The 24,550-nt window shown below is 46.9% G+C and carries 28 protein-coding genes, 11 tRNA genes and 1 rRNA gene; 34 read left to right on the plus strand and 6 right to left on the minus strand.

Annotated elements, in window-relative coordinates:
- Positions 1 to 61: 61 nt before the first annotated feature.
- Positions 62 to 1,435: a UDP-N-acetylmuramoyl-tripeptide--D-alanyl-D-alanine ligase gene (locus tag ACQCVH_RS22905; RefSeq protein WP_426837911.1), complete on the plus strand. Its 1,374-nt coding sequence runs from the start codon at positions 62 to 64 to the stop codon at positions 1,433 to 1,435.
- A gap of 296 nt (positions 1,436 to 1,731) precedes the next feature.
- Here ACQCVH_RS22905 and ACQCVH_RS22910 read toward each other — a convergent pair whose 3' ends face one another.
- The 4 genes from ACQCVH_RS22910 to ACQCVH_RS22925 form a co-directional block, all read right to left on the minus strand.
- Entirely contained in the window at positions 1,732 to 1,995 is a 264-nt protein-coding gene (locus ACQCVH_RS22910) for a hypothetical protein (RefSeq protein WP_426837912.1), read from the minus strand.
- The gene (locus ACQCVH_RS22915; RefSeq protein ID WP_426837933.1) at positions 1,973 to 2,491 is read right to left on the minus strand and encodes an RNA polymerase sigma factor; all 519 of its coding nucleotides are present in this window, start codon (positions 2,489 to 2,491) and stop codon (positions 1,973 to 1,975) included. The genes ACQCVH_RS22910 and ACQCVH_RS22915 overlap by 23 nt, the downstream gene beginning before the upstream one ends.
- Positions 2,492 to 2,516: 25 nt before the next feature.
- Positions 2,517 to 2,882, minus strand: a complete 366-nt coding sequence (locus tag ACQCVH_RS22920) for a group-specific protein (protein WP_426837913.1) — start codon at positions 2,880 to 2,882, stop codon at positions 2,517 to 2,519.
- Positions 2,883 to 3,226: 344 nt separating this feature from the next.
- The gene (locus ACQCVH_RS22925) at positions 3,227 to 3,478 is read right to left on the minus strand and encodes a sigma-G-dependent sporulation-specific acid-soluble spore protein CsgA (RefSeq protein WP_426837914.1); all 252 of its coding nucleotides are present in this window, start codon (positions 3,476 to 3,478) and stop codon (positions 3,227 to 3,229) included.
- A gap of 216 nt (positions 3,479 to 3,694) precedes the next feature.
- On the opposite strand from ACQCVH_RS22925, the gene ACQCVH_RS22930 reads away from it, so the two are divergent.
- The 6 genes from ACQCVH_RS22930 (at position 3,695) to ACQCVH_RS22955 (ending at position 9,879) form a co-directional block, all read left to right on the plus strand.
- Complete coding sequence (locus ACQCVH_RS22930; RefSeq protein WP_257964304.1) at positions 3,695 to 3,823, plus strand: hypothetical protein; 129 nt, start codon at positions 3,695 to 3,697, stop codon at positions 3,821 to 3,823.
- A gap of 224 nt (positions 3,824 to 4,047) precedes the next feature.
- Positions 4,048 to 4,740: an alpha/beta hydrolase gene (locus ACQCVH_RS22935; RefSeq protein WP_101552646.1), complete on the plus strand. Its 693-nt coding sequence runs from the start codon at positions 4,048 to 4,050 to the stop codon at positions 4,738 to 4,740.
- Between the two features lie 422 nt (positions 4,741 to 5,162).
- Positions 5,163 to 6,659, plus strand: coding sequence for a degradosome RNA helicase CshA (cshA, locus tag ACQCVH_RS22940; RefSeq protein WP_483964306.1), 1,497 nt, complete (start codon positions 5,163 to 5,165; stop codon positions 6,657 to 6,659).
- 252 nt (positions 6,660 to 6,911) lie between these two features.
- Complete coding sequence (uvsE, locus tag ACQCVH_RS22945; protein WP_426837915.1) at positions 6,912 to 7,874, plus strand: UV DNA damage repair endonuclease UvsE; 963 nt, start codon at positions 6,912 to 6,914, stop codon at positions 7,872 to 7,874.
- Between the two features lie 102 nt (positions 7,875 to 7,976).
- Complete coding sequence (locus ACQCVH_RS22950; protein WP_426837917.1) at positions 7,977 to 8,456, plus strand: PH domain-containing protein; 480 nt, start codon at positions 7,977 to 7,979, stop codon at positions 8,454 to 8,456.
- Entirely contained in the window at positions 8,449 to 9,879 is a 1,431-nt protein-coding gene (locus ACQCVH_RS22955) for a PH domain-containing protein (protein ID WP_426837918.1), read from the plus strand. Before ACQCVH_RS22950 ends, ACQCVH_RS22955 begins: the two co-directional genes overlap by 8 nt.
- A gap of 39 nt (positions 9,880 to 9,918) precedes the next feature.
- On the opposite strand, the gene ACQCVH_RS22960 is transcribed toward ACQCVH_RS22955, so the two are convergent.
- Positions 9,919 to 10,509, minus strand: coding sequence for a rhomboid family intramembrane serine protease (locus ACQCVH_RS22960; RefSeq protein WP_426837919.1), 591 nt, complete (start codon positions 10,507 to 10,509; stop codon positions 9,919 to 9,921).
- 129 nt (positions 10,510 to 10,638) lie between these two features.
- On the opposite strand from ACQCVH_RS22960, the gene acpS reads away from it, so the two are divergent.
- The 14 genes from acpS to ACQCVH_RS23030 all read left to right on the plus strand — a co-directional run bounded on the left by acpS (position 10,639) and on the right by ACQCVH_RS23030 (position 22,290).
- The gene (gene acpS / locus ACQCVH_RS22965) at positions 10,639 to 11,007 is read left to right on the plus strand and encodes a holo-ACP synthase (protein WP_426837920.1); all 369 of its coding nucleotides are present in this window, start codon (positions 10,639 to 10,641) and stop codon (positions 11,005 to 11,007) included.
- Positions 11,008 to 11,218: 211 nt separating this feature from the next.
- Positions 11,219 to 12,235: a LolA family protein gene (locus tag ACQCVH_RS22970; protein WP_426837921.1), complete on the plus strand. Its 1,017-nt coding sequence runs from the start codon at positions 11,219 to 11,221 to the stop codon at positions 12,233 to 12,235.
- 371 nt (positions 12,236 to 12,606) lie between these two features.
- Entirely contained in the window at positions 12,607 to 13,779 is a 1,173-nt protein-coding gene (gene alr / locus ACQCVH_RS22975) for an alanine racemase (protein WP_426837922.1), read from the plus strand.
- Positions 13,780 to 13,989: 210 nt separating this feature from the next.
- A complete protein-coding gene (locus ACQCVH_RS22980; RefSeq protein ID WP_009795786.1) occupies positions 13,990 to 14,271 on the plus strand; it encodes a CopG family ribbon-helix-helix protein in 282 nt (93 codons plus the stop codon).
- A gap of 4 nt (positions 14,272 to 14,275) precedes the next feature.
- Positions 14,276 to 14,626 (plus strand): type II toxin-antitoxin system endoribonuclease NdoA, encoded by a 351-nt coding sequence (ndoA, locus tag ACQCVH_RS22985; protein WP_009795787.1) that lies wholly within the window; start codon positions 14,276 to 14,278, stop codon positions 14,624 to 14,626.
- 408 nt (positions 14,627 to 15,034) lie between these two features.
- Positions 15,035 to 15,868, plus strand: coding sequence for an RsbT co-antagonist protein RsbRA (locus ACQCVH_RS22990; RefSeq protein WP_426837923.1), 834 nt, complete (start codon positions 15,035 to 15,037; stop codon positions 15,866 to 15,868).
- The gene (locus ACQCVH_RS22995) at positions 15,865 to 16,221 is read left to right on the plus strand and encodes an STAS domain-containing protein (RefSeq protein ID WP_009795789.1); all 357 of its coding nucleotides are present in this window, start codon (positions 15,865 to 15,867) and stop codon (positions 16,219 to 16,221) included. The genes ACQCVH_RS22990 and ACQCVH_RS22995 overlap by 4 nt, the downstream gene beginning before the upstream one ends.
- Before the next feature lie 5 nt (positions 16,222 to 16,226).
- Positions 16,227 to 16,628, plus strand: a complete 402-nt coding sequence (locus ACQCVH_RS23000) for an anti-sigma regulatory factor (protein ID WP_148976796.1) — start codon at positions 16,227 to 16,229, stop codon at positions 16,626 to 16,628.
- A gap of 11 nt (positions 16,629 to 16,639) precedes the next feature.
- Positions 16,640 to 17,650 carry a PP2C family protein-serine/threonine phosphatase gene (locus tag ACQCVH_RS23005; protein WP_148976795.1) on the plus strand — a complete coding sequence of 337 codons (1,011 nt, stop codon included), beginning with the start codon at positions 16,640 to 16,642 and terminating at the stop codon, positions 17,648 to 17,650.
- A gap of 61 nt (positions 17,651 to 17,711) precedes the next feature.
- Positions 17,712 to 18,044 carry an anti-sigma factor antagonist gene (locus ACQCVH_RS23010; RefSeq protein WP_009795792.1) on the plus strand — a complete coding sequence of 111 codons (333 nt, stop codon included), beginning with the start codon at positions 17,712 to 17,714 and terminating at the stop codon, positions 18,042 to 18,044.
- Positions 18,041 to 18,514 carry an anti-sigma B factor RsbW gene (gene rsbW, locus ACQCVH_RS23015; protein ID WP_101552667.1) on the plus strand — a complete coding sequence of 158 codons (474 nt, stop codon included), beginning with the start codon at positions 18,041 to 18,043 and terminating at the stop codon, positions 18,512 to 18,514. Before ACQCVH_RS23010 ends, rsbW begins: the two co-directional genes overlap by 4 nt.
- On the plus strand, positions 18,492 to 19,286 hold the full coding sequence (sigB, locus tag ACQCVH_RS23020; RefSeq protein ID WP_009795794.1) for an RNA polymerase sigma factor SigB: 795 nt from the start codon (positions 18,492 to 18,494) through the stop codon (positions 19,284 to 19,286). Before rsbW ends, sigB begins: the two co-directional genes overlap by 23 nt.
- Positions 19,283 to 19,879: a PP2C family serine/threonine-protein phosphatase gene (locus ACQCVH_RS23025; protein ID WP_426837924.1), complete on the plus strand. Its 597-nt coding sequence runs from the start codon at positions 19,283 to 19,285 to the stop codon at positions 19,877 to 19,879. Before sigB ends, ACQCVH_RS23025 begins: the two co-directional genes overlap by 4 nt.
- A gap of 269 nt (positions 19,880 to 20,148) precedes the next feature.
- Entirely contained in the window at positions 20,149 to 22,290 is a 2,142-nt protein-coding gene (locus ACQCVH_RS23030; RefSeq protein ID WP_426837935.1) for a Tex family protein, read from the plus strand.
- Positions 22,291 to 22,431: 141 nt separating this feature from the next.
- Here ACQCVH_RS23030 and cmpA read toward each other — a convergent pair whose 3' ends face one another.
- On the minus strand, positions 22,432 to 22,545 hold the full coding sequence (gene cmpA, locus ACQCVH_RS23035; RefSeq protein WP_009795797.1) for a cortex morphogenetic protein CmpA: 114 nt from the start codon (positions 22,543 to 22,545) through the stop codon (positions 22,432 to 22,434).
- A gap of 118 nt (positions 22,546 to 22,663) precedes the next feature.
- Between cmpA and ACQCVH_RS23040 the strand changes: the two genes are divergently transcribed.
- From ACQCVH_RS23040 to ACQCVH_RS23100, 13 genes are all read left to right on the plus strand, one after another.
- A complete protein-coding gene (locus ACQCVH_RS23040) occupies positions 22,664 to 23,140 on the plus strand; it encodes a SprT family protein (RefSeq protein ID WP_426837926.1) in 477 nt (158 codons plus the stop codon).
- A gap of 90 nt (positions 23,141 to 23,230) precedes the next feature.
- Positions 23,231 to 23,305: transfer RNA gene (locus ACQCVH_RS23045), tRNA-Asn, on the plus strand.
- Positions 23,306 to 23,308: 3 nt separating this feature from the next.
- Positions 23,309 to 23,399, plus strand: a tRNA-Ser gene (locus ACQCVH_RS23050).
- 21 nt (positions 23,400 to 23,420) lie between these two features.
- Positions 23,421 to 23,492 (plus strand) — tRNA-Glu (locus ACQCVH_RS23055).
- Between the two features lie 33 nt (positions 23,493 to 23,525).
- A tRNA-Asp gene (locus ACQCVH_RS23060) sits at positions 23,526 to 23,601 on the plus strand.
- An 18-nt stretch (positions 23,602 to 23,619) separates the two neighbouring features.
- A tRNA-Gln gene (locus ACQCVH_RS23065) sits at positions 23,620 to 23,694 on the plus strand.
- 7 nt (positions 23,695 to 23,701) lie between these two features.
- Positions 23,702 to 23,777 (plus strand) — tRNA-Lys (locus ACQCVH_RS23070).
- A gap of 14 nt (positions 23,778 to 23,791) precedes the next feature.
- Positions 23,792 to 23,873, plus strand: a tRNA-Leu gene (locus tag ACQCVH_RS23075).
- A gap of 70 nt (positions 23,874 to 23,943) precedes the next feature.
- Positions 23,944 to 24,030: transfer RNA gene (locus ACQCVH_RS23080), tRNA-Leu, on the plus strand.
- A 76-nt stretch (positions 24,031 to 24,106) separates the two neighbouring features.
- Positions 24,107 to 24,183, plus strand: a tRNA-Arg gene (locus tag ACQCVH_RS23085).
- Positions 24,184 to 24,190: 7 nt separating this feature from the next.
- Positions 24,191 to 24,267 (plus strand) — tRNA-Pro (locus ACQCVH_RS23090).
- Between the two features lie 21 nt (positions 24,268 to 24,288).
- Positions 24,289 to 24,362 (plus strand) — tRNA-Gly (locus ACQCVH_RS23095).
- A gap of 88 nt (positions 24,363 to 24,450) precedes the next feature.
- Positions 24,451 to 24,550 (plus strand): 16S ribosomal RNA (locus ACQCVH_RS23100); the annotation flags it as partial.

Here is a 24,550-nt window from a genome sequence, read left to right on the forward strand (position 1 = left end):
GGCACGGCTATGTGGGCCGTGTCCCTTTTCTATTAATAGAATCAGTTAGGAGGCGCAGCAGATGATTCAGCGTACAATCGCTAAGATTGCCGGGATGATCCCCGTTTTAAATGACCACTCGGCTTTTTCTGATGTCAGCATCAAGGGAGTATCTATAAATTCAAGGACAATGGAGCCCGGCAACCTGTTCGTTCCTTTCAAGGGGGAACAGACCGATGGGCACCGTTATGTAGAGGATGCCCTTCGAAAGGGGGCGGCAGCTGCACTTTGGCAGAAGGATGTTCCGAATCCGCCGCTCCATTTGCCGATCCTTGTGGTAGAGGACACGCTCAAGGCGGTGCAGCAGCTGTCAGAGGCGTACCGGAATGAGCTGGATATTAAGGTGGCCGGGATAACAGGCAGCAATGGAAAGACGACAGTGAAGGATATGACTGCCCGTCTACTGTCTCTAAAATACAAGGTCCAAAAAACAGAGGGGAATTATAATAACCATCTTGGGCTGCCCCTTACCTTGCTATCTTTGGAGGAAGATACTGAGGTTGCGGTCCTTGAAATGGGGATGAGCGGCTTTGGGGAAATTGAGTTCCTGACAAAGCTCGCCCGTCCGGACGTGGTCATGATCACCAATATTGGGGAATCACATCTCCAAGATCTCGGCTCAAGAGCGGGCATTGCAAAGGCCAAGCTTGAAATCATTGAAGGGCTGAAGGACGATGGAATGATCATCTATCATGGGGATGAGCCTCTCCTGAAAGACAGGCTTGCCGGCTACAGCGGCCCGGCAGAAATCCGTTCGTTCGGCCAAAGCTCTTCTAATAGCGTCTATCCTGTTAAGATCAACCAGGAAGAGAAGGGGAGCGTCTTCCAGACGAATCTTTCAGATATGGAGTATCATTTGCCGGTGCTCGGTGTCCACAATGTTATGAATGCCCTCTGCGCCATGGAGGCTGCCCGTTTCCTCGGCGTTCCTTATGAGCAGATGAATGAAGGATTTGCTTCCTTGAAGCTGACGGCGATGAGAATGGAGCTTTCGGAAGGAAGCAAAGGCGAAAAGATCATCAATGATGCCTATAATGCCAGCCCGACTTCAATGAGGGCGGCAATCGATCTCGTGTCAGAGCTTTCAGGATATAGCAGAAAGGTGCTTGTGCTGGCTGATATGCTTGAGCTTGGAGATGATGAAGTGAGATTTCACCGCGAAATCGGCCAAGCGATCGACCCGGAAAAGATTGATTATGTGTTAACGTTCGGAGCCCTCGGCAGCATTATCGCGGAAGGGGCACAAGAGGCGTTTTCAGAGGAACGAGTTTTTGCTTTTTCTGAGAAAGGTCCATTAATCGAAAAGCTGCAGAGCCTGACGAGTGAAGAAACAATTGTGCTGTTTAAAGGATCCAGGGGAATGAAGCTGGAAGAAGCAGCTGAAGCACTGAAGTGATAAGTCGATATAAGGAAAAAAATCCCTGTTTCACATGAAACAGGGATTTTTTTATTGTATAGGAATTTATAAATTGTAAGTCTTGTGGATAAATATCAATTCTTGATCAACGTCCAGCAGCTGCGCCGAGGTCACAAGCCAAACCTCCCAAAAAGGCAAAGAACGCCTTTCCGGGAGGTTCGTCTTGAGGCCCCCAGGATGGGGCTCATGCAGACGCTGCCACAGGACGTAGCGTTCTTAGTCTGCGTTCCTTAAGGGTGATCAAGGCGCTTGCGCTTTTGTTCTTACTATATGGGTCAAAGACGCAAGAGCTGAACAATAGCCAATACTGCGCCGACAGCTATAGGGGAAGCGGTCAGAAGGGTTAAGCTTCCCCCTTTATTAATATAATTTTCAAGCGGATTGGCTGCAGGTGATGCCAAAAAAGAGAGAATTCTGTCGAAACTGCTCTTTTTCCTGGGGATTTCCGGTATATCTACATGGTAGGAATCCAGATGCATTTTTAAAAACGGTTCCTGTTTTAATAATTCTTCTGCATCATTGGGTTTTTCTTTGTTCAATTTCATCCACCTCCAGGACAGCTTTCAATGTTTTTATGGCATGATGGAGCCGTGATTTCACCGTGCCGACAGGGATGCCGACAACCTCTGCAATCTCTGACTGAGGCATATCATGATAATAGCTTAAAATAATGACTGCCCTCTGTGCCTCAGGGAGGCTGGAGATGGCTTCCCGAACCGTCATCTTATCTGCCTGGTCCATCTGCCCTTCAGATGAGGGGAGCAGGAAAGGCATCAGCTTCTGCCATTTTTTCCGCCTATTCAGTTTGGTGATCATTAAATGGTAAGCGATTTGAAAAAGAAAGGTTTTAACGCCTGCCTTCTTTGGGTCATAGCTTGCTTTTGACTGGTGGAGCTTCAGGAAAGCGTCCTGAACAAGATCGATGCTGAGCTGCTCTTCTTTCGTGAAGCGGAACAGAAAAGCATATAAGGGAGATTTAAGCGAAAGATACAGCTGGTCAAATGCCTCTTCACTCCCTTCCTGGAAGGCTATCATAAATTGATTGGCTCTTCCGGTATGCTCAGTCATCCCGCTGAAGCTCCTTGACCCCTTTGATGACCATGGACAGTCTTGAAATGAGATAGGCGGTCCCGACAATCACCCAAGCCTGGCCCTGGTTTGTGAAAAATTGGACAAAAGGATTTTCGATTGTGCTTCCTCCGGAGATCATAAAGTTTAAAATCTGGATGCAGATGATGCTGTAGGCGGCCACTCCGATCGCGAGACCATCGAAAACATTCCAGCGGAGCAGGACAGGCGACTTGCGGAAATTGATCTTGCCATTTTCTTTGACGATATATTTCCGCTGAAACGGAATGGCGATAGAGAAGATAATGATCATGATCAATACGGTGACAATCATTGAAACGGTGAATCCAGTCCCCATTTAAGACACTCCCTTACTTGCATTGTATCTATTATACAAATGAAAGGGGAGGGAGGTTCAATGGGAAAATAAAAAAACGGCGGAGGCCGTCTTTTTTGAAAATATTATTGCAGAAAGGCAAAAAGAGTTTGAAAACCTGTTGATTGGAGTGCAAGGCACGTAGACTCCTGCGGGAGATAGCGGCAAGGCTGAGACCCCGCAAGAGCTTGCTCTGAGGAGGCTCAGCGTCGCCCCGCGGAAAGCGAAGTGCCTGGAACGGGTATCAACAGCCCCCTTAAAAGCAGGAGATACCTCACACAACAAATAAAAGGTTTGCCTATCCTTTGAAACAATCCCTTTCCCGGCTAAGTAAGAAGCTCATAGATTTCATTCAGCTTATTGGCTCTTTTGTAATCCAGCTCTTCTTTGGCGTGCTGGATTTCAGGGGGGAGTATGCTGTTCAGGAAAGCGGCTTCCTGCTCGGTAAGTCTGCTTACAAACGCATTATCTCCTTCTGAAAGATCGTCAGTGATCTTAAGGTACAGCTCCCGGCATTCATGAGAGCGGTCCGTGTAATTGGACAGCAGTTCACGCAGATAGCCCAGCGATTGGTTCATGATCCTCACCTCATTATTGTAGTCCCTTACTAGGATGGTAAGTGGATAAATGAAATATGTGCTCCGATAGATAAATGTTTAAAAGAATTTTTAAAGGGTAAATAAAATGAAAAATCCGGCCTACCCCCATAATCCAATTTGCCGAAGAGAATGTTATACTAGAGATAGAAAAGCCGGCCTGAAAAAGGCGCATATAAGAGGCATAGGAGGTTTCGTATGAGAGCACATTATCTGGATATTGACCGGCTGCTCGATGAAACCAGTGAATTACAAGAAGAGAATATATTTTATGCGATAGGCCAATTCGAGATAGACAAGCTCCTGGAGAGCACCCGGGATTGGTGAATTCATTGGTTCAGCCTTTAAGGCAGCACTTATGACAGCATAAAGGATTATACAAACTGGGGAAAGATAGATACAAACAAAGGAGGCTGCCATTTTTCAGGCAGTCTTTTCTTTTATGATGCCTGCCTTTGCCGGGCGGATAATTTTTGTTGGAATAATACTCATGCCAAAGTGTAAAATAAAGGAACTGTGAGAGCAAATCATACAGACGAAGGTGATGGGACATGATCGGCTGTCTTTGTATACATGGATTTACAGGTGCTCCGTTTGAGCTCGAGCCGCTGACGGAGTATCTCAGGAAACATACTGCGTGGGAGGTTGCCGTTCCTACCCTGCCTGGACATGGGGACAGGCTGCAGCTGAAAGGCATTGAGTATAAAAAGTGGATAAGCCATGCTGAAGATGAGCTGCAGAAGCTGATGGAGAAGTGTGATGAAGTCTATGTGATCGGTTTCTCCATGGGCGGGATCATTGCCAGTTATCTGGCGGTGCACTATCCGGTAAAAAAGCTGATCCTCTTAAGCGCGGCCGCCTATTATGTGAACCCGAAGCAGCTTGTGAAGGATATAGGAGAAATGATAAAGGACACCGTTAAAGGGAATCTTTTCAAGAATGAAATGTTCCTGAGATATAACCGGAAAATCAGGGAAACCCCGATTGCAGCCACGCTGCAGTTCAGGAGGCTGGTGTCCTCTGTAAGGCCGATCATTAATCAGATCCGGATCCCTACCCTGATTGCCCAGGGAGAAGTGGACGGAGTCGTCCCGCCGCGCAGTGCCACGTACCTATATGAAAATATAGGTGCATCGTCCAAAAAGCTCATTTTTCTAAAAGAATCGAAGCACCTGATCTGCCACAGCGGCGAATGTGAAGGGCTGTTCCAGGATATATTGGAATTTCTTCAGCATGAGGCATAATTGCCAGGGTGGGCACTTTATTGCAAAGCGCCCTTAAAAATGGTAAGATAAACCCTAAAGTGCCAAAGAGAAATTTCTTTGAAACCCGGACATACTCCACCTGGAGAATGTCTTTTTTCACTTTAATATATAGGTATGACTGCAAGGGGCTTTATTATAAAAATTGTTCAAATACTGAATGAAATATAGCCAGCTAAAATAAGCTGCCATCTCCTTTACCGGGTTTCAGCCAGGATCCCTCCACTCAGATCCCGGCAGAGATACAAGATCTTCGGTCCTCTTAGAACACTCCAAAACGCTTGCCTGCCAAGTCTGCTGCAGGAAAGCATGTTTTGCCATGTATTGTCCGAGCGGCAGGTGGCCCTGCTGATCAGACGCTAATCACCATAAATAATTGCCAAGAAACAAAAGGAGAGAATACATTGACAAAGTTTCAAGATTTAGGCATCAGTCCTGCTACAATGAAATCACTAAAAAGAATGGGGTTTGAAGAAGCTACCCCAATCCAGGCCGAAACAATCCCTTTGAGCCTTGCTAATAAAGATTTGATCGGCCAGGCACAGACCGGTACGGGAAAAACCGCTGCATTCGGAGTTCCGCTGATTGATAAAATCGACACAAGCAAGGATGTTATCCAGGGGATCATCATTGCTCCGACCCGCGAGCTTGCAATCCAGGTATCTGAAGAGCTTTATAAGATCGGCTACGGAAAAAGAGCGCGCGTGCTTTCTATCTACGGAGGCCAGGATATCAACCGCCAGATCCGCGCCCTTAAAAAGCCACCTCATATCATCGTCGGAACACCTGGAAGGGTCCTTGACCATATTAAACGCAAAACGCTCCGTCTGGACAATGTCCACACAGCGATCCTTGACGAAGCAGATGAAATGCTGAACATGGGCTTTATAGAAGACATCGAATCCATTCTGGCAAGCGTGCCTGTGGAAAGACAGACCCTCTTGTTCTCTGCTACAATGCCTGCTCCAATCCAGAGAATGGCAGAAAGATTCATGAGAGACCCGCAGGTTATCCGTGTCAAAGCTAAGGAAATGACGGTTCCGCTTATTGAGCAGTTCTATGTGGAAGTCCAGGAGAGAACCAAGTTTGATGTACTGACACGCCTTCTGAATATCCAGTCACCAGAACTTGCCATCATCTTTGGCCGCACCAAAAGGCGTGTTGATGAGCTTGCAGAGGCGCTGAATCTGAGAGGCTTCCTTGCAGAAGGAATTCACGGGGACCTTAGCCAGGCAAAGCGTATGTCTGTCTTGAGAAAATTCAAAGAAGGATCAATCGATGTTCTTGTTGCGACTGATGTTGCTGCAAGGGGCCTTGATATTTCCGGCGTAACACATGTATACAATTTTGACATCCCTCAGGATCCTGAAAGCTATGTTCACCGCATCGGCCGTACAGGGCGCGCAGGAAAAGAAGGAATGGCGATGACATTCATCACGCCGCGCGAGAGATCCTATCTTTCTGTTGTTGAAAGAACGACAAAGAGCAAGATGGAAAAAATGGTTCCGCCAACGCTTGCTGAAGCCCTTGAAGGCCAGCAAAAGGCTGCGGTCGACAAAATTTCACAGGCCATTAGTGCCAATAACCTGGAAAACTACAAAGAGGCAGCAGACGAGCTTCTTGAGCAGCATGATGCTTCTGACGTTGTGGCAGCCGTCCTGAAGATGTTGACGAAAGAGCCGGACGACACTCCTGTCAAGCTGACAGAAGAAAAGCCGCTTCCATCCAAAAGGGACAGAAAGCCTTATGACCGCAGAAGAAGCAATGACAATAGAAGAGGCAGCGACAATAGAAGAGGCTATGATTCCAAAAGGAAAGACGGCCAGTATAAACCAAGGCAGGGACAGGGCGGACGCCGTCAAGGCAATTATTCCAACCGTACGTCCGACAGCAGCCGTTAATAGAATATAGAAAATGGGCACCATGAGTGCTTTAAGCACAAGGGGTACGGAATTTATAACATTCCGTACCCCTTTTTTCTGCATAAAAAGGGAATGATTCTACCTAAAAAAGAACGATTTCTACATAAATTCAAAGGAATTCTACATAAAATACATAAATTTCCACAAACCTCAATAAAACCAGCCCTCCTTTTTTAATAAAGAAATTGGCGCATACTAAGCGGGATAAGGACCATTAAAGGAGGTTGCTCATTGACGATCATAAAGCTTGGATATGTGGCGATGAGTGTGCATCTGCAGAATTGCTCGCCTTCGCAGACCATGACCTATAAACAGTTTTCCGGCATTAAGGACCGGGAAGCAGCCATCAGGAAGCTTGAGAGGATTGCGATATCCAATCTGGAAAACTGCCTGCGCCTCCTGAAGCATAATGCTGCCCATGATATCTCCTTCTTCCGGCTCAGCTCCAAGCTGATCCCGCTCGCCAATCATGAGGAGCTGGCCGATTGGAAATACATGAGGCCGCTGAAGCCGGCTCTGCAGGGCCTGGCGGACTATATTAAAGACCATAGAATGAGGGTTGATTTTCACCCGGACCATTTTGTCCTCCTGAATGCCCTGAAGCCGGAAATTCTGAATGTATCGATCAAGACGCTTTCCATGCATAAGGCTTTGCTGAAGGGGATGGAGATTGAACCGGAGCACCGCTGTGTCCTGCATGTTGGCGGGGCTTACAATGACAAGGAAAAGGCACTGGAGCAGTTCATCCATAACTGGGGGCTGATCCCGGCAGCCATCCAGCAGATGGTCATGCTCGAGAATGATGACACGGCCTTCACCTTGGACGATACATTGTATCTATGCGAAAAGCTTGGCATTCCGCTTGTCTTTGACTATCACCATCATTTGGCCCATTTTGAAAATGAAGACTGGATAAGCAATTGGGAGAGGGTTACCGCGACCTGGAAGCATGCAAAGCTTCCCATCAAGATGCATATATCCAGCCCCCGTTCTGCCAAGGACTTTCGTGCTCATGCTGATTATGTCGATCCTGAGATGTTCATGGATTTCCTGAAGAACATCAAGGGAAGCGTACCGGAAATCCATTGCATGATTGAAGCGAAAAAGAAGGACGATGCCCTTTTCAAGCTGGCGGACTATCTCCGGCGGGAGGCAGGATTAGAAGAAGTGGACCAGGCAGCATTTAAAATATAGCAAGAACTTCCTCCCCGGCTGCCTGATGTCCTGTATACTGGAAGGTATAAAGCCTGAAGGACGGCTTAAATACTAAAGTGCCTTTTCAGGAGGAATTATTTTATGAGCACCGGACCAAGAACAAGGATTTCAAAAAGGGCCCTCCCGGTATGGAGGATATCAGGGGCGATCCATTCAGGCATTTTTGTGCTTGCAATGGGAGGAGCTGCAGCGCTTGCCTTTATTTTTGATGGGCCCGGATGGATTATCCCCGCTGCCGTCATCCTGGCATGCGTGTATATGTATTTTTTTATTCTGCTTTTCCCTTCGCTGAAGTGGAAAAGGTGGCGCTATGAGGTGCGGGAGCAGGAGATCGAGCTTCAGCACGGCATATTCATTGTCAAAAGGACGCTGGTCCCGATGGTCAGGGTTCAGCATGTTGATACAAGGCAGGGGCCGATTCTCAGGAAGTATGCGCTGGCCACTATCGCCGTGTCTACAGCAGCTACTGTCCATGAGATACCTGCGCTTGATATGGACGAAGCAGAAGAATTGCGCCTCTCCATTTCAAAGCTGGCAAGGGTGGCTGATGAAGATGTCTGAGCCTAAGAGGCTGCATCCAATTTCTGCGGTATCCAACTTTTTCAAGCAGCTTAAAGAACTTATTGTACCGTTTTTGGTATTCATTGTTTTCGGATTCAAAAATTCAAATTGGGACCTTTTCTACCTTATTGGCTCTGCAGCAGCCGTCCTCCTTGTACTGGCGGGCGGCATCCTGAAGTGGCTCCGCTTTACCTACCGGGTGGAGGAAGGAGAGCTCCGGATTGAATACGGGGTCTTTGTCCGCAAGAAAAGGTATATCCCCTTTGAAAGGATCCAGAGCCTTGATTTTTCCGAGGGCATCCTGCACCGTCCGTTTGGGCTTGTGAAGGTCAAGGTCGAAACAGCAGGGACGAGCGGAACCCAGGAGGCAGAGGCGACCCTGACAGCCATTACCAAAGCGGAGGCCGCCGCCATCCAGGCGGAGCTTACAGCGGATAAGGCCGTCGGGGACTTAGAGAAGGAAAAGGCCCTCAAAGCCGGGCAAGACATCTATAAGATCTCCCCCGGACAGCTTCTGCTGCTTGCATCCACTTCCGGTGGGGCGGGGGTGGTCATTTCCGCAGTAATTGCTTTTTTCTTTCAGTTTGAAGAGATCATTCCCTATGAAGCTCTTTTTCACCGTTTTGAGCATTTCGCAGAAAATGGCGTAATTTTCATCAGCGGCGCTGTGTTTCTTCTCCTGTTATTGGCATGGATCATCGCTGTCATCGGGACGATGCTGAAGTATGCAGGCTTTACCGTCAGAAGAGAGGAAGATGACCTGGTCATCTCCCGGGGACTCTTGGAGAAAAGACAGCTCACGATTCCCCTGCACAGGATACAGGCGCTCCGCTTCAGTGAAAATCCTGCCAGGCAGCCGCTTGGGTTCGGTACTTTATATGTTGAAAGCGCGGGCGGATCGGCTGTGGATAGGGATAGTGCCAAGGTAATGCTTTTCCCGATTATCCAGGGGAAAGACTTACGGGAGCTGATCGGACATCATCTTACAGATTATAACGCCGGAATCCAGCTTGCAGGACTGCCGAAAAGGGCGCTGCCCCGGTACCTTTTCAGGGGGCTTCTTGCCGCAGCTTTATTCATTATTGTTCCGCCGGCCATCTTTCGTCCATGGGGATTCCTGTCCCTTTTGCTGCTCCTGCCGGCCGTGGTCTGGCCCTTATTGAAATTCAGGGCAGCGGGGTGGCATATCAGCGGCAGCCAGCTGACACTCCGGTATAGGACGTTCAGCAAGCATACAGTCTATATGATGAAAAATAAGGTACAGTCGCTCAGCCTTAAGGAAAGCCGCTTTCAAAAAAAGAAGCAGCTTGCGACAGTGGAATCTGCCGTCAAGTCCGGCTCAGGGAGGTCTGGCGGAAAGGCGGCTGACCTGGATATAAGTGATGCAGAACAGATTTACAGATGGTACTCCAGAGAAAAATGACATCCATAAAGAAAAGCGCCAGCCGGCGCTTTTTCTGCATTATTTATTCCTTTTTAATGAAAGGGCTCCTATAAGAAAACCGGAGATGAACCCGAAGATATGCGCCGAAATATTGATGTTTGGCTGGATGAAGGTCATAATAAGCCCAATGACGGCTATAGTGATGATAATTTGTGAGTTCTCGCGTGACATCAAGTCTTTCCGGAAGTATGCGGCCGCTGCAAAGAAGCCAAACAGGCCGAAAATGGCCCCGCTCGAGCCGACATGCGTGTAGGTGAGCGGCTCAAGCAGCAGGGTGGCCACATTGGCAGAGATGCCGGTGATTAGATAGATGCCGGCAAATCTCGCCTTTCCTGCAATCCTCTCCAGGGCAGGGCCGAACAGGACAAGGGAAAAGCTGTTAAACAGGACATGGGCAAATCCGCTGTGCATGAACATCGGGGTGGCAAGCCGCCATACCTCGCCTTCCCTTATGAATAAATTGACTCCGGCGAGCCTTTCAAATATGTAGGAATTCGGGAATACAGGCAGTACAGTCAGCAAATAGAATAGTATATTCAAAAGCAAAATGATGGAGACAATGGGATAGAAGCAGATGAATTCTTTGAAGCTCTCTGTCCTTGTGAACATAACAGTCCCCTTTCTGTTTTTATCTGTAAAGGAAGGTTAATTATACTATAGCCTGAAAGAGCCGGAAATGGCCACTGCTTGTATACTATTGTGTATGCAGGATGCAAACCAATTAGAAGGATGATGCATATGATTGAAGGAATCGGCATTGATATCGTTGAAATCGAAAGAATCAGCAGGATGGCCAATCGGGCTAAGTTTTCAGAACGTATCCTTACAGAGCGGGAACTGGCTAAATACATCATGCTGAACGAAAAGAGGCAGCTTGAATTCCTTGCAGGCCGGTTTGCGGCAAAGGAAGCTTTTTCAAAGGCTAATGGCACAGGGATAGGAAGCGAGCTGTCTTTTCAGGATATTGAGATATCAAATGACAGCAAAGGAAAGCCATTCTTCAGCAAGCCTGAGAGAGATGGCCTCCATCTTTCCATATCCCACAGCGAAAGCTATGCTGTTGCCCAGGTTGTTATCGAAACCCCGCTGCCGGGAATCCGGTACTAAAAAGCTGTCATAGGCCAAGTCATATTCCCGGAGGTTGTCTCATATATTCATAGTGCGACAGGAGAGACAAGGCTATGCCCCGAATTGCCAGCCGGCATTCATGCGGACCCAGCTGTCCGGGCTTTGCCCTGTCTCTCCTTCAGAAAGCGGAATGCCTGTATGCAGGCAGGAAGCGCACAATTGATGAAATGAGACAGAAGGGGTTGAAGGAATGAAGAAAAGATTGTTCATGCTTCTCGCCGGGTTTTTGGCCATCTTTGCCTTAACTGCCTGTGGAACTAAATCACAAGAGGATGTGGTGAAGGAGCTTGGCGGAAAAGTGGAGGAACTGAAGGGATATAAAGCAGAAGCGAAAATGACCCTTCAGATGGGAACTGAGCCACAGACTTATGCAATTGAGATCTGGCATAAAAAACCTGATTACTATCGCGTCAGCCTCAAGAATCCTGAAAAGAACCAAAGCCAGATGATCCTCCGCAATGAGGAAGGCGTTTTTGTCCTGACACCGGCCCTCAACAAGAGCTTCAAGTTCCAGAGCGACTGGCCGCAGAACAGCAGCCAGGCTTATCTGTATGAGTCCCTGCTGCAGGATATCCTCGAAGATAAAGAGGCGAAATTCAACGCTACTAAGGAACATTATGTTTTTGAAACAAAGACGAGATACCAGAACAACAAGATGCTTCCTTACCAGGAAATCACCCTTGATAAAAAGGATCTTGCCCCTGTCAGCGTCAAGGTTATGGATTCAGACAGAAATCCGCTGGTGACTGTCGACTTCTCCAAGGTTGACTTCAAGGCTGCCCTTGATAAAAAAGATTTCGACACCCAGAAAAATATGACCGGGGCCCAGATTGAGGTTCCAGTCATGGCAGAAGAAGCGGCCAGTGAGGAATTCTCTGTCAAGTATCCGCAGGCTGAGCTTGAAAATGTCAGCCTGATCGATGAAAAAGAAATCAGCATGGAGGACGGCAAACGCTTTATCCTGACTTACGGGGGCGACAAGTCCTTTACGCTCATCCAGGAAAAAGCAAATGTCATGCCGGCAAACACCTCCTATACTTCTGAATCAGGGGAGCCGGTAGACCTAGGATTTACAATCGGGGCGATTGACGATAACAAAATCAGCTGGACCCACGGCGGGGTGGAATATATCATCGCATCCAGCGATCTGACAAGAGAAGAAATGGTCATGCTTGCACAATCAGTGCAGGGAGATGCTGTGAAATAATGGAAAGGCAGATGCCCGGGGACGGGTAGCTGCCTTTTTGTCATTCGTGTGTCCAGCTCCGGCTCCTAGGTGCTCGAGTCATAAGCCACTCCTGGATTAAAGGCAAAGAACGCCTTTTATCCAGGAGCGTCTTATGCTTGTCGCACCTGAACAAACGTCTCCGCATTTCGTGTTGTCCAGCTCCGGGCGCTAGCCCCTCGAGTCATAAGCCACATCAGGATTGAAGGCAAAGAACGCCTTCTATCCTGATGCGTCTTATGCTTGTCGTCCCTGGGCAAGCCGCCTCCGCATTTCGGTTGACATTAAGATTCCAGAGTTTGATAATCGTATTTGTATACTTTTTGCACGGAAGGAAAAGGACGTGAGTTGTAATGGACTATCCCACAGGTTTTTACCGGGATACATGGGCTGAAATAAATCTTGATCATATAAAAGAAAATGTGAAATCAATGAAGAAGCTTCTTCCTGGAGATGTGAAGCTCTTTGCTGTGGTGAAAGCAAACGGATACGGGCATGGAGATTTCCAGGCTGCCAGGGCGGCCCTTGAGGCTGGGGCGGACTGCCTGGCTGTTGCTTTTATGGATGAAGCTCTTTCCCTCAGGCAGAGGGGAATTGAGGCCCCGATTCTGGTATTAGGTGCCAGCAGGCCTGAGGATGCACCCCTGGCTGCATCTGCGGACATAACCCTGACTGTTTTCCAGGAAAGCTGGCTCGAGAAGGCACTCTCTTGTCTGAAAGGGAAAAAACTGGCTTTTCACGTAAAGCTTGATACCGGAATGGGGCGGATCGGCGTAAGGGAGAAGGCCGAGCTGCTTGCCATTGAAAAGCTTGCCGGGCGGGAGGATGCCTTTGAACTGCAAGGCATCTACACCCACTTTGCAACAGCGGATGAGCTGGACGATTCCTATTTCCAGGAGCAGCTCAGCCGATTCAGGGAAATGCTGTCGTGGCTCGGCGAGGTGCCGGAGATTGTCCATACCAGCAACAGTGCTGCTTCGCTCAGATATCCTGAAGCCCGCTTTAATGCCGTCAGGATGGGAATCAGCATGTACGGCCTCACCCCATCGCCCGAAATTGAGCATGAGCTTCCATTCCCGCTAAAGGAGGCTTTCTCGCTTCATGCCAGGATCGTGCACGTGAAGAAGCTCCAAAAAGGGGATAAAGTCAGCTATGGCTCCACCTATGAAGCAGAAGGCGACGAATGGATAGGCACCCTCCCGATCGGTTATGCCGACGGCTGGATCCGCAGGCTGCAGGGACAGGAAGTGCTGGTGAACGGGAGGAGAGTCCCCATTGTCGGACGGATCTGTATGGATCAATGCATGATACGCCTGCCATACGAGGTGGAGTCTGGAACAGCCGCGACCCTGATAGGTGTGCAGGAAGGCAGTATGATTTCAGTCAATGAAATTGCGGCAAAGCTTGAGACCATTAATTATGAGGTCACCTGCATGATCTCCAGCCGGGTGCCGCGCGTATATAAGCAGGAAGAAAAGACTGTGGATCTGAATAACCCGCTTCTTGGCAGGCAGAGCAGGCTGTGAGCGGGGGATATCCCTGCTTATCCCGTTCCAGCTCAGCCATTTCATTCATATTTCAGGAAATAAATGCGTATTAATGCATAAAAGGATATTTTTTTGGCCGATAATACAGAGGAATTGCTGATTAGTCCTTTGCACAGCAGCTGAATAATGGTAATATAAAAAATGGTAGAGATAAAAAATGGTGTGTAGTGATGGTGGAGGTGTATGTTTGTGTCTGAGTCCAGCGCAACAACAGAGATCATGGTAAAGTTACCGCAGCATCTTTTAACCGAGTTAGAAAGCTTTGTTAAGCAGGAGAATGTCAATCGGAGCGAATTCATTTATCAGGCAACGAAAATGTATTTGCGTGAGCGGAAGAAGAGACAAATTCGTGAGTCGATGAGAAGAGGCTACATGGAAATGGCAAAAATTAATCTGACGATTGCATCTGAGGCATTCCAAGCGGAATATGAGGCAGAACACACAGTTGAACGTCTAGTAAGCGGAGGATAATCCTTTGATTGTCAAACGTGGCGACGTTTATTTTGCAGACCTATCCCCAGTTGTTGGTTCAGAACAAGGCGGCGTACGTCCAGTACTTGTCATCCAAAACGACATCGGGAATCGGTTCAGTCCCACAGTAATAGTTGCAGCCATTACAGCCCAAATTCAAAAAGCTAAGCTGCCTACTCACGTTGAAATTGATGCGAAGCGTTACGGTTTTGAACGAGACTCTGTCATTCTGTTGGAACAAATTCGTACAATTGATAAACAACGCTTAACCGATAAGATAACCCATCTCGATGACGAAATGATGGAAAAAGTGGATGAAGCTTTGCAAATAAGCTTGGGTCTTATTGAATTCTAGTTATAAGCACACACGCTCTTTCAGGGGTGTCTTTTTATAACACACAGATTTCGCTGTGTCTTCCGGAAAACCAAGAGATAAAGGATTTGCTTTATCTCGGGTACATATCAAATTTTAACCTACTTAATATTGTGTATCTGCTGAGGACAAGCATGTGTGTTGCTTGTCTTTTATTATGTCTTTTTTTTGCGGGACAGGAAGGATTGCAAAGGTTTAATCATCCGGAAAACGGGTATAATTAAAAGTCTTTCTTCTAGTTCCAATACTTAGAGGTTTTATTTGACTGTGCCTAACTGTTATCATTAAATGGTATATATATATTTTTTGTTTACATTTTTAAATTTGGTTTACAAGTGCCGGGTAACTCCATCTTTAGAAATATTTGTATGTTAAAATGGGGAGGATCAAATGGATAAAAAGGTTTTGGATTATATTCAAGCTCGAAAAGATGAGATCTTCAAGGAATGGGTTAGCAGCACGAAGGAAAACGCGGATGAACGGGTGACACGCGTAGTTTCAGACCAGGTTTTTACAGGTACGAGCTATGAGTTCATCGATTTGATCATATCGAATATAAAGGGGACGAATGAGGAGTTCGCCTCCAAGCTGTCCGATTTTGCCGAAAAAGTAGTCAGGCTTGGGTGGCCGCTTAGTTTTGTGACAAAAGGGCTGCAGACCTTCGGAAAAATCGTTTCTGATGGAATGCAGGAGGAAGGGCTGATTACACCTGAGAACCAGCTGGATATCGTCAAGGATTTTGAGAGCTGGATGACGCCTGTCTCCAATGAAATTGTCGATATGTATTCCTCGACCTGGGAAAGAACCGTCTCCCTGCAGAAAATCGCCCTTCAAGAGCTGTCTGCTCCATTAATCCCTGTTTTTGAAGGTATTACTGTAATGCCCCTGGTGGGCACCATAGATACGGAACGTGCAAAGCAAATCATGGAGAATCTCCTGAATGGAGTGGTCAAACATCGATCGGAAGTGGTTTTAATAGATATAACAGGTGTGCCTGTCGTGGATACAATGGTGGCGCATCATATCATCCAGGCAGCAGATGCCGTCCGCCTGGTGGGCGCCAAGTGCATGCTTGTCGGGATCAGGCCTGAAATTGCCCAGACCATCGTGAATCTGGGGATCGACCTGAATCAATTTACAACGAAGAACACATTGAAAAAGGGAATTGAAGCAGCACTTGAGCTGACTAGCCGTAAAATTGTAGCTGTGGAGGGAGAACAGTGAGAATACCTATATTAAAATTGCATGACTGTCTGCTAGTGTCCATTCAATGGGAGCTTGATGACCAGACAGCACTTCAGTTTCAGGAAGACTTGCTTCATAAGATCCATGAAACGAGTGCAAACGGGGTTGTTATAGACTTAACATCCATTGACTTTATCGATTCTTTTATTGCCAAGGTCCTTGGCGACGTTATAAACATGTCCAAACTGATGGGTGCAAAAGTCGTCATTACCGGTATACAGCCAGCTGTAGCTATTACGCTAATCGAATTAGGCATAGGGTTAGATGATGTCCTTACTGCATTAGATCTAGAAAAAGGTTTGGAGAAACTTCAACAGGAATTGGGGGATTAAACTGTATGGGTATCCAATCCTGCGTAAAAATCATTAATGAATGGGACATCGTAGCAGCACGCCAGCTGGGGCGCAATGTTGCAAAGGAGCTTGGGTTCGGTACAGTGGACCAGGCCCGTATTACGACGGCCATCAGTGAACTGGCCAGGAATATATATTTATATGCCGGACAAGGTCAAATATGTATAGAGAAAATTTATGACGGCGGCAAAGCGGGATTGCAGATCGTAGCAGTGGACAGCGGCCCTGGAATAAATGATATGCGCCAAGTCATGGAGGATGGGTTCTCTACCTCCGGCGGACTGGGAGCCGGTCTGCCTGGAGTTAAGAGATTGATGGACGAATTCTACATCAACTCATCGCCTGGAGACGGTACAGATATAAGAGCGACTAAATGGCTTCGTTAGGGGGAGGCATTATGGATTTCCGAGAAATGATGGAATCAAAGTATCGGGATATTCTAGAGAATTATTTAAAAGACCAGTCAGAACAGACTCTGTATCAAGGTCAAAAATTCAGTAGAAAATCCATTGAACATAAAATATCACCAGAGGAAATCATCAGTCTTCACAAAAGTCTTCTGTTTGAAATTTATCCTGAGCTTCCCGAAAATGTACTTCATTCCTTTGATGTACTGCTTGAAGTGATGATCGGCTACGGACTTGCTTACCGTGAGCACCAGAGCTTAAGGCATAAACAGGAAGAATTGAGGTCCGAAATGGAAATTGCCGCGAACGTCCAGCAGACACTGCTCGGCACGAGCGTACCTGCTGTCGATTCCCTTGACATTGGGGCAATCAGTGTTCCGGCAAAACATATGAACGGGGACTATTATCATTTTGTTCAGGATGAGCATAATAACATAAGCATCGCCATTGCCGATGTCATCGGCAAAGGGATTCCAGCGGCCCTGTGCATGTCAATGATCAAATATGCCATGGACAGCCTGCCGGAAAACCGCCATGAGCCAAGCAGTGTGCTTGAGAACCTGAACAGGGTTGTAGAGCAGAACGTCGACCCGAGCATGTTCATTACCATGTTCTACGGAATGTACAATACGGAAAGCCATCTTTTCCATTACGCGTCTGCAGGCCATGAACCCGGTTTCTATTATAATGCTGAAAAAGATGAATTCAGCGAGACGACTGCCAAAGGGCTGCTGCTCGGGGTCGACAAACGGACGAAGTATAAGCAGTTCGAGAAGGAGGTTCATCCCGGGGACATGATCGTGCTCATGTCTGATGGGGTGACTGAGTGCCGGACAGATGAGGGCTTTATTGAAAAAGATACGCTGATTGGATATATACGCAAATACATCCATCTCAGCGCCCAGGAGATAGTCACAAATATTTATAAAGAACTTGAAAAGCTTCAGCATTTTCAATTGCGTGATGATTTTACATTAATAATATTAAAAAGGAATGTTTAGCGTCTCATCGCGCCGGGTATAAGGTAAGAGCAATTGACATGTTAAGAGGTGGGGTCTAGTTATGAATATTACGATAGATTTGAAAGAGAATGATACACTGGTACAAGCTAAAATCAGCGGAGAAATTGATGCATATACGGCTCCGAAGCTAAGAGAATCATTATTCCCGCTTTCTGAAAAAGAGGCAGTTGAAATGGTTGTGGACCTTTCGGAAGTATCTTATATGGACAGTACAGGATTAGGCGTTTTTGTCGGGGTTTTCAAAAATGTACGCTCCAACAATGGCAAGTTTCAGATTGTCGGCCTTTCTGAACGTCTGAAAAGACTGTTCGAAATTACGGGCCTAGCCGATATTATTGATATTAACAGCCAGATTGAGGGTGGGGTACAATGAGTCAACCGTTTGATTACTTAGAAATGAAAATTCCGGCCAAGCCTGAATTTGTCGGAGTTATCCGGCTGACATTGTCAGGCATTGCAAGCCGAATGGGATTTTCTTATGATGAAATAGAAGATTTGAAGATCGCGACAAGTGAAGCTTGCACAAACGCTGTGCAGCATGCTTATAAAACGAGCGAAAAAGGTGAAGTGGTTATTGGCTTTGGCCTATATAACGACCGTCTCGAGGTAATGGTGGCTGACAGCGGTAAAAGCTTTGACTTCCAATCTGCACGCGAAGGCATCGGTCCCTATGATCAAACGGATTCTGTCGAATTTCTGCGTGAAGGAGGACTGGGCCTTTACTTGATCGAAACATTGATGGACGAGGTTAGAATCCATCATAAAGAGGGTGTGACGGTCTTTATGACCAAGTACCTGGAAGGAGAGCAGGTGGAGAGGGATGCAGAAACAATCTCAACCTAACCAGAGATCCAAAGAAGAAATAAACGAATTAATCAAAGCCTACCAGGAAAACCAGGATGAAGAAGCCCAGGAGATACTGGTAAGAAACTATAAAGCCCTGGTTGAGACAATAGCCAGGAAGTACTCAAAGGGACGCTCTTATCATGAGGATATCGCACAAGTGGGAATCATTGGCCTGCTGGGGGCCATACGCCGCTATGATGAAACCTTCGGGAAAAGCTTTGAAGCTTTTGCTGTCCCGACGATTATCGGGGAAATCAAGCGATTCCTGCGCGATAAAACATGGAGTGTTCATGTACCTCGCCGGATAAAGGAATTGGGGCCGAAGATTAAGACAACGGTCGAAGAACTGACGACCCAGCTCCACCGTTCACCAAGGGTCGATGAAATAGCGGATGAAATTGGGGTCTCTGAAGAAGAAGTACTGGAAGCAATGGAAATGGGCAAGAGCTATCAGGCCCTTTCTGTCGATCACTCCATTGAAGCCGATTCTGATGGCGGAACGGTTACCCTTTTAGATATTGTAGGTAATGTGGATGAAGGATTCGAAAAGGTCAATCAGCGGATGGTACTTGAAAGAGTGCTCCATGTCCTGACAGACCGTGAAAAACAAATCATTCAATACACCTATCTGGAGAATATGAGCCAAAAAGATGCCGGCGACAAGCTTGGGATTTCCCAAATGCATGTGTCAAGGCTGCAGAGAAGGGCCATTAAAAAGCTCCAGGAAGCGATCAATGCTGAAAGCAATAACTCGGAGTGCCTTTCATGACGCATATTGTCAAAGATAATCTTGAGGTCCTCGCTCATCAGACAGCAAAAGAAGGAAAATCCCAATGTGGGGATGGCTATTTTTTTACAGCAACAGAGGAATACTTTATCTGTGTCCTGGCAGATGGACTGGGAAGCGGCCAATATGCCCATGAAGCATCTTCTGCTGTCATCCGGGTGGTAGAAGAAAACCATCAGGAAGATGTTGATACCCTTATGAAGCTGTGCAATAAAGTGCTGGTTCAGAAAAGGGGAGCGGCTGTTTCGGTATTCAAGGTTGATCTTATCAATAAAGAATTTGTATATAGCTGTGTCGGGAATATCAGATTCTTTTTGTATTCAGCAGCAGGCAAATTGACGTATCCGCTCCCAGTAACAGGCTATCTGTCCGGAAGGCCGCAGGTTTTCAATACTCAGCGGTTCAATTATGAAGCTAAATCAAAATTTCTTATTCATTCGGATGGCTTTAATATCAGCGGAGTAAAATCACTGCTAAAAAGCTTTATGCCGATTGATTGTATTGCCGAAGAAATTAAAAGCAAATATTCAAACAGCACTGATGATTCAACCTTTATTATTGGGAGCCTGCTCTAATGAGAGCCGGCTTTTTCTTTTTGTTAAGGAATTTATAAATTGTAAGACTTGTGGATCATGATCAAGTCTTGATCAACGTCCAGCAGCAGCGCCGGGATCATGCGGACGCTGCCACAGGACGTGGCGTTCTTAGTCTGCGTTCCATAAGGGTGATCAGGTCACTTGCGCTAATGTTCGTTTGGGAAACTTCGATACATTTGATAAAATAGTAGTAAATTGAAGGTTGTGGGGGATTGGATTTGGAGAAGATTGCGCATAAACAGGAAGAGATGTTAAAGCTCGTGTCAGCTGAATTGGAGATAAACAGCAAACAGGTGAAAAGTGTTATCAGCCTGCTGGAGGATGGCAATACGGTTCCTTTTATTGCCCGGTACCGGAAAGAGCAGACAGGAGCATTGGATGAGGTGCAGATCCGGGACATTATGGAAAGATGGCAATACATACAGAATCTTGAACAGCGAAAGGAAGAAGTACTGAGGACGATAGAAGAACAGGGAAAGCTGACGCCAGAGCTTGCTGCTCAAATCGGGAAAGCGGTTAAATTGCAGGAGGTAGAGGATCTGTATCGCCCTTATAAGCAGAAGCGCAGGACAAAGGCTACCCAGGCCAAGGAAAAAGGGCTTGAGCCATTTGCTGAATGGATGCTTGCGTTCACTAGAGAACCGGTTGAAGAAAAAGCGGCTGCATTTATTTCTGAGGAAAAGGCAGTGAATACAGCTGAGGAAGCCATTGCTGGTGCCAAGGATATCATTGCCGAAATGGTGTCTGATGATCCGGAAAGCAGAAAATGGATCAGAAGGGAAACCTTCAAGAGCGGCAAAATTGAAACTTCTGTAAAAGATGCAGGCAATGATGAGAAAAAGGTCTATGAAATGTATTACGAATATGAGGAGCCGATCAGCAAAATCGTTCCTCACAGGGTATTGGCCGTAAACCGCGGGGAAAAAGAGGATATACTCAGAGCGGCCATCCGGCCGAATATAGATATGATGCAGAATTATTTGAAGAAAAAATGGATCAAGAATCCTTCTTCCCCCTCAGCTGTACCGGTCAGCGAAGCGATTGAGGATGGATATAAAAGGCTGATCCAGCCGTCCATCGAGCGGGAAATCCGGAATGAACTGACGGAGAAGGCAGAAGAACAGGCCATCCATATCTTCTCGGAAAATTTAAGGAACCTCCTGCTTCAGCCGCCTCTTAAAGGAAAGGTTGTACTTGGGGTAGACCCGGCATACCGGACAGGCTGCAAGCTGGCAGTTGTTGATGAGACGGGAAAGGTAATGGACATTGGTGTTATCTATCCTCATCCCCCGGTCTCTAAAACAAAGGATGCAAAAGAGAAAGTAAAGCAAATCATTAAAACTTTCAAAGTTGAAATGGTAGCAATCGGCAATGGTACAGCATCAAGGGAAACCGAGCAATTCATTGCTGATATCCTGAAGGAACTCAGCGGCGATATTTATTATATTATCGTCAACGAAGCCGGAGCGAGTATTTATTCAGCATCTGACCTTGCCAGGGAAGAATTTCCGAATTTCCAGGTGGAAGAACGCAGTGCTGTATCCATTGCCCGCCGCCTGCAGGATCCATTGGCTGAGCTGGTTAAAATTGATCCCAAATCAGTTGGAGTGGGCCAATACCAGCATGATGTATCTCAAAAAAGGCTGAGTGAGTCCCTTACATTCGTCGTCGAAACCGCCGTAAATCAGGTCGGCGTCAATGTAAATACAGCCTCATCTTCTCTCTTGCAGTATGTGGCAGGCTTATCAAAGACAGTTGCCAATAATATTGTTAAGAAAAGGGAGGAAGAAGGGAAATTCTTATCAAGGGTCCAGCTGAAAAAGATTCCCAGACTGGGAGCCAAAACCTATGAGCAAGCTATTGGCTTTTTGCGCATTTCGGGTGGAAAGGAGCCGCTTGACAGTACAAGCATCCACCCTGAAAGCTATCAGGATGCGGTCAAGCTTTTGGCCAGGCTTGGATTTAAAACAGCTGATATTGGATCAGAAGAGCTGAAAGCAGCACTTGCCGGAATTGATATTAAACAAACCGCGGCAGAGCTTGCTACAGGTGAACTGACACTGAAGGACATCATTGATGCTCTCAGGAGCCCTGCGAGAGATCCCCGTGATGATCTCGCTAAGCCTATCCTTAAGTCAGATGTTTTAAAGCTGGAAGATTTAAAGCCTGGCATGGAGCTTCAGGGAACAGTCAGGAATGTGGTTGATTTTGGCGCTTTTGTCGATATCGGCGTAAAGCAGGACGGGCTTGTCCATATATCAAAGCTGCGGAAACAATTTGTTAAGCATCCACTGGATGTTGTATCGGTGGGAGATGTGGTGACAGTGTGGGTTGACAGCATTGACAGCCAAAAGGGAAGAGTCGCTCTGACCATGCTCTCTGATCAATAATCATTGATAGAAAGGGGGAGTGTCTAGTATGCGCTCCCCCTTTTTTGCCCCTGGGATGGGTAACAGACGTTGCCGCAGGACATGGCGTTATAGTCAGCGTTCCTTTAGGGTGACCAAGGCGCTTGCGCTTTTCTTAATAATTCATTGCAGGTGTTTCTTTCTATAGAAATACCAGCACTGGTTCAGCAGTTTAATCTGGTATCGGTTTTTCTCCAGGAATGCACGCTGAATCTGATTTTGAAACCAAGTAGGCATAGGAACCCTCCTGTAGTAAAATCTGTATATATAGCCTATGCAGGGTAAGGTTGTCACGTGAACCCGAGGTGCTAATAAAACAAAGTAAAAAGGGCATAACAAGAAAGGATACAAAGGAATGAACGATCAGGAACTCCAACTGCTGACCGAAAGGATTTCAGATGAATATTTTCAAAAGCCATTCCGGCACAAAGCGTATTTTAACCCGCGTCTGCGGACAACCGGAGGCAGATATATTTTAAGCACCCATAATATTGATATAAATAGAAGTTATCTCGATCAGCTGGGAAAAGAAGAGCTGATCGGCATCATCAAGCATGAATTATGCCATTATCACCTCCATCTGGAGGGGAAAGGATATCAGCACAAAGACAAGGATTTCAGATTGCTGCTAGAACAAGTGGGTGCACCAAGATTTTGCTCCGCTTTACCTGACAGGCCAAAGAGGAAGGCAGCAAAAATGATTGCCTATACCTGCTCAGGCTGCGGCCAGCTCTATAGGAGAAGGCGGTCGATCAATACCTCGAAATATGTATGCGGAAAGTGCAGAGGAAGGCTCGTGAAGTCAGGAGAATTCAAGCTGGATCAGGTCTAAAATAGTCCTATTAGTTTTTTTAAAAAACATAGTTGACTTTTGGGTTCTGGGTTCTTATAATAGTAAGAGTCGATAAGATGTTAAAGACATTCCGCAGTAGCTCAGTGGTAGAGCATTCGGCTGTTAACCGAACGGTCGCAGGTTCGAATCCTGCCTGCGGAGCCATATGGGGAAGTACTCAAGTGGCTGAAGAGGCGCCCCTGCTAAGGGTGTAGGTCGGGCAACCGGCGCGAGGGTTCAAATCCCTCCTTCTCCGCCAGATACAACCTGGCTCAATTATGGCCCCTTGGTCAAGCGGTTAAGACACCGCCCTTTCACGGCGGTAACACGGGTTCGAATCCCGTAGGGGTCACTTGTAATATATCGTTTCCTATTATTAAAAAATGGTCCCGTGGTGTAGCGGTTAACATGCCTGCCTGTCACGCAGGAGATCGCGGGTTCGATTCCCGTCGGGACCGCCATTTTTCTCAAAAAGATATTGGGCTATAGCCAAGCGGTAAGGCAACGGACTTTGACTCCGTCATGCGTTGGTTCGAATCCAGCTAGCCCAGCCATTTTTTTGAGCCATTAGCTCAGTCGGTAGAGCATCTGACTTTTAATCAGAGGGTCGAAGGTTCGAGTCCTTCATGGCTCACCATTTATTTTCTATATGCGGGTGTGGCGGAATTGGCAGACGCACCAGACTTAGGATCTGGCGCCGCAAGGCGTGGGGGTTCGACTCCCTTCACCCGCATCAGCATTATTTACCAGTTGATATTCAGCTGGTTACCTGATATACTAAATATTGCTGTCACTTATAATGTGCGGTCGTGGCGGAATGGCAGACGCGCTAGGTTGAGGGCCTAGTGGGGGTTAACCCCGTGGAGGTTCAAGTCCTCTCGGCCGCACCAAAAAAACTTATTGACAACCAAGTTCGGTTGTGATAAGATATAAAAGTTGCTTCTTGAATAGAGCAATTGAAAATATGCGCCCGTAGCTCAATTGGATAGAGCGTCTGACTACGGATCAGAAGGTTATGGGTTCGACTCCTTTCGGGCGCGCCATATTTTACGGGGAGTAGCTCAGCTTGGTAGAGCACTTGGTTTGGGACCAAGGGGTCGCAGGTTCGAATCCTGTCTTCCCGACCATGAGTATTTTGATTTTAATATGCGGGTGTAGTTTAATGGTAAAACCTCAGCCTTCCAAGCTGATGTCGTGGGTTCGATTCCCATCACCCGCTCCAATTTATTTTAGAGATTGTTCTTTGAAAACTGAACGAACAAAAACGTCAACGTTAATCTTGATTTTTTATCAGAGCTAAATCTTACTCTTATATGGAGAGTTTGATCCTGGCTCAGGACGAACGCTGGCGGCGTGCCTAATACATGCAAGTCGAGCGGACGGATGGGAGCTTGCTCCCTGAAGTCAGCG

Origin of the sequence: Bacillus infantis (genome assembly GCF_050107595.1) — a bacterium.
GTDB lineage: Bacteria > Bacillota > Bacilli > Bacillales > Cytobacillaceae > Bacillus_AB > Bacillus_AB infantis_C.

Coding starts and splice junctions, on each gene's coding strand:
- ACQCVH_RS22905 (WP_426837911.1), top strand. CDS start 62: ATGATTCAGCGTACAATCGCTAAGATTGCCGGGATGATCCCCGTTTTA.
- ACQCVH_RS22915 (WP_426837933.1), bottom strand. CDS start 2,491: ATGATAGCCTTCCAGGAAGGGAGTGAAGAGGCATTTGACCAGCTGTAT.
- ACQCVH_RS22920 (WP_426837913.1), bottom strand. CDS start 2,882: ATGGGGACTGGATTCACCGTTTCAATGATTGTCACCGTATTGATCATG.
- ACQCVH_RS22925 (WP_426837914.1), bottom strand. CDS start 3,478: ATGAACCAATCGCTGGGCTATCTGCGTGAACTGCTGTCCAATTACACG.
- ACQCVH_RS22930 (WP_257964304.1), top strand. CDS start 3,695: ATGAGAGCACATTATCTGGATATTGACCGGCTGCTCGATGAAACCAGT.
- ACQCVH_RS22935 (WP_101552646.1), top strand. CDS start 4,048: ATGATCGGCTGTCTTTGTATACATGGATTTACAGGTGCTCCGTTTGAG.
- ACQCVH_RS22950 (WP_426837917.1), top strand. CDS start 7,977: ATGAGCACCGGACCAAGAACAAGGATTTCAAAAAGGGCCCTCCCGGTA.
- ACQCVH_RS22955 (WP_426837918.1), top strand. CDS start 8,449: ATGTCTGAGCCTAAGAGGCTGCATCCAATTTCTGCGGTATCCAACTTT.
- ACQCVH_RS22960 (WP_426837919.1), bottom strand. CDS start 10,509: ATGTTCACAAGGACAGAGAGCTTCAAAGAATTCATCTGCTTCTATCCC.
- acpS (WP_426837920.1), top strand. CDS start 10,639: ATGATTGAAGGAATCGGCATTGATATCGTTGAAATCGAAAGAATCAGC.
- ACQCVH_RS22970 (WP_426837921.1), top strand. CDS start 11,219: ATGAAGAAAAGATTGTTCATGCTTCTCGCCGGGTTTTTGGCCATCTTT.
- alr (WP_426837922.1), top strand. CDS start 12,607: ATGGACTATCCCACAGGTTTTTACCGGGATACATGGGCTGAAATAAAT.
- ACQCVH_RS22990 (WP_426837923.1), top strand. CDS start 15,035: ATGGATAAAAAGGTTTTGGATTATATTCAAGCTCGAAAAGATGAGATC.
- ACQCVH_RS23000 (WP_148976796.1), top strand. CDS start 16,227: ATGGGTATCCAATCCTGCGTAAAAATCATTAATGAATGGGACATCGTA.
- ACQCVH_RS23005 (WP_148976795.1), top strand. CDS start 16,640: ATGGATTTCCGAGAAATGATGGAATCAAAGTATCGGGATATTCTAGAG.
- ACQCVH_RS23010 (WP_009795792.1), top strand. CDS start 17,712: ATGAATATTACGATAGATTTGAAAGAGAATGATACACTGGTACAAGCT.
- rsbW (WP_101552667.1), top strand. CDS start 18,041: ATGAGTCAACCGTTTGATTACTTAGAAATGAAAATTCCGGCCAAGCCT.
- sigB (WP_009795794.1), top strand. CDS start 18,492: ATGCAGAAACAATCTCAACCTAACCAGAGATCCAAAGAAGAAATAAAC.
- ACQCVH_RS23025 (WP_426837924.1), top strand. CDS start 19,283: ATGACGCATATTGTCAAAGATAATCTTGAGGTCCTCGCTCATCAGACA.
- ACQCVH_RS23030 (WP_426837935.1), top strand. CDS start 20,149: ATGTTAAAGCTCGTGTCAGCTGAATTGGAGATAAACAGCAAACAGGTG.
- cmpA (WP_009795797.1), bottom strand. CDS start 22,545: ATGCCTACTTGGTTTCAAAATCAGATTCAGCGTGCATTCCTGGAGAAA.
- ACQCVH_RS23040 (WP_426837926.1), top strand. CDS start 22,664: ATGAACGATCAGGAACTCCAACTGCTGACCGAAAGGATTTCAGATGAA.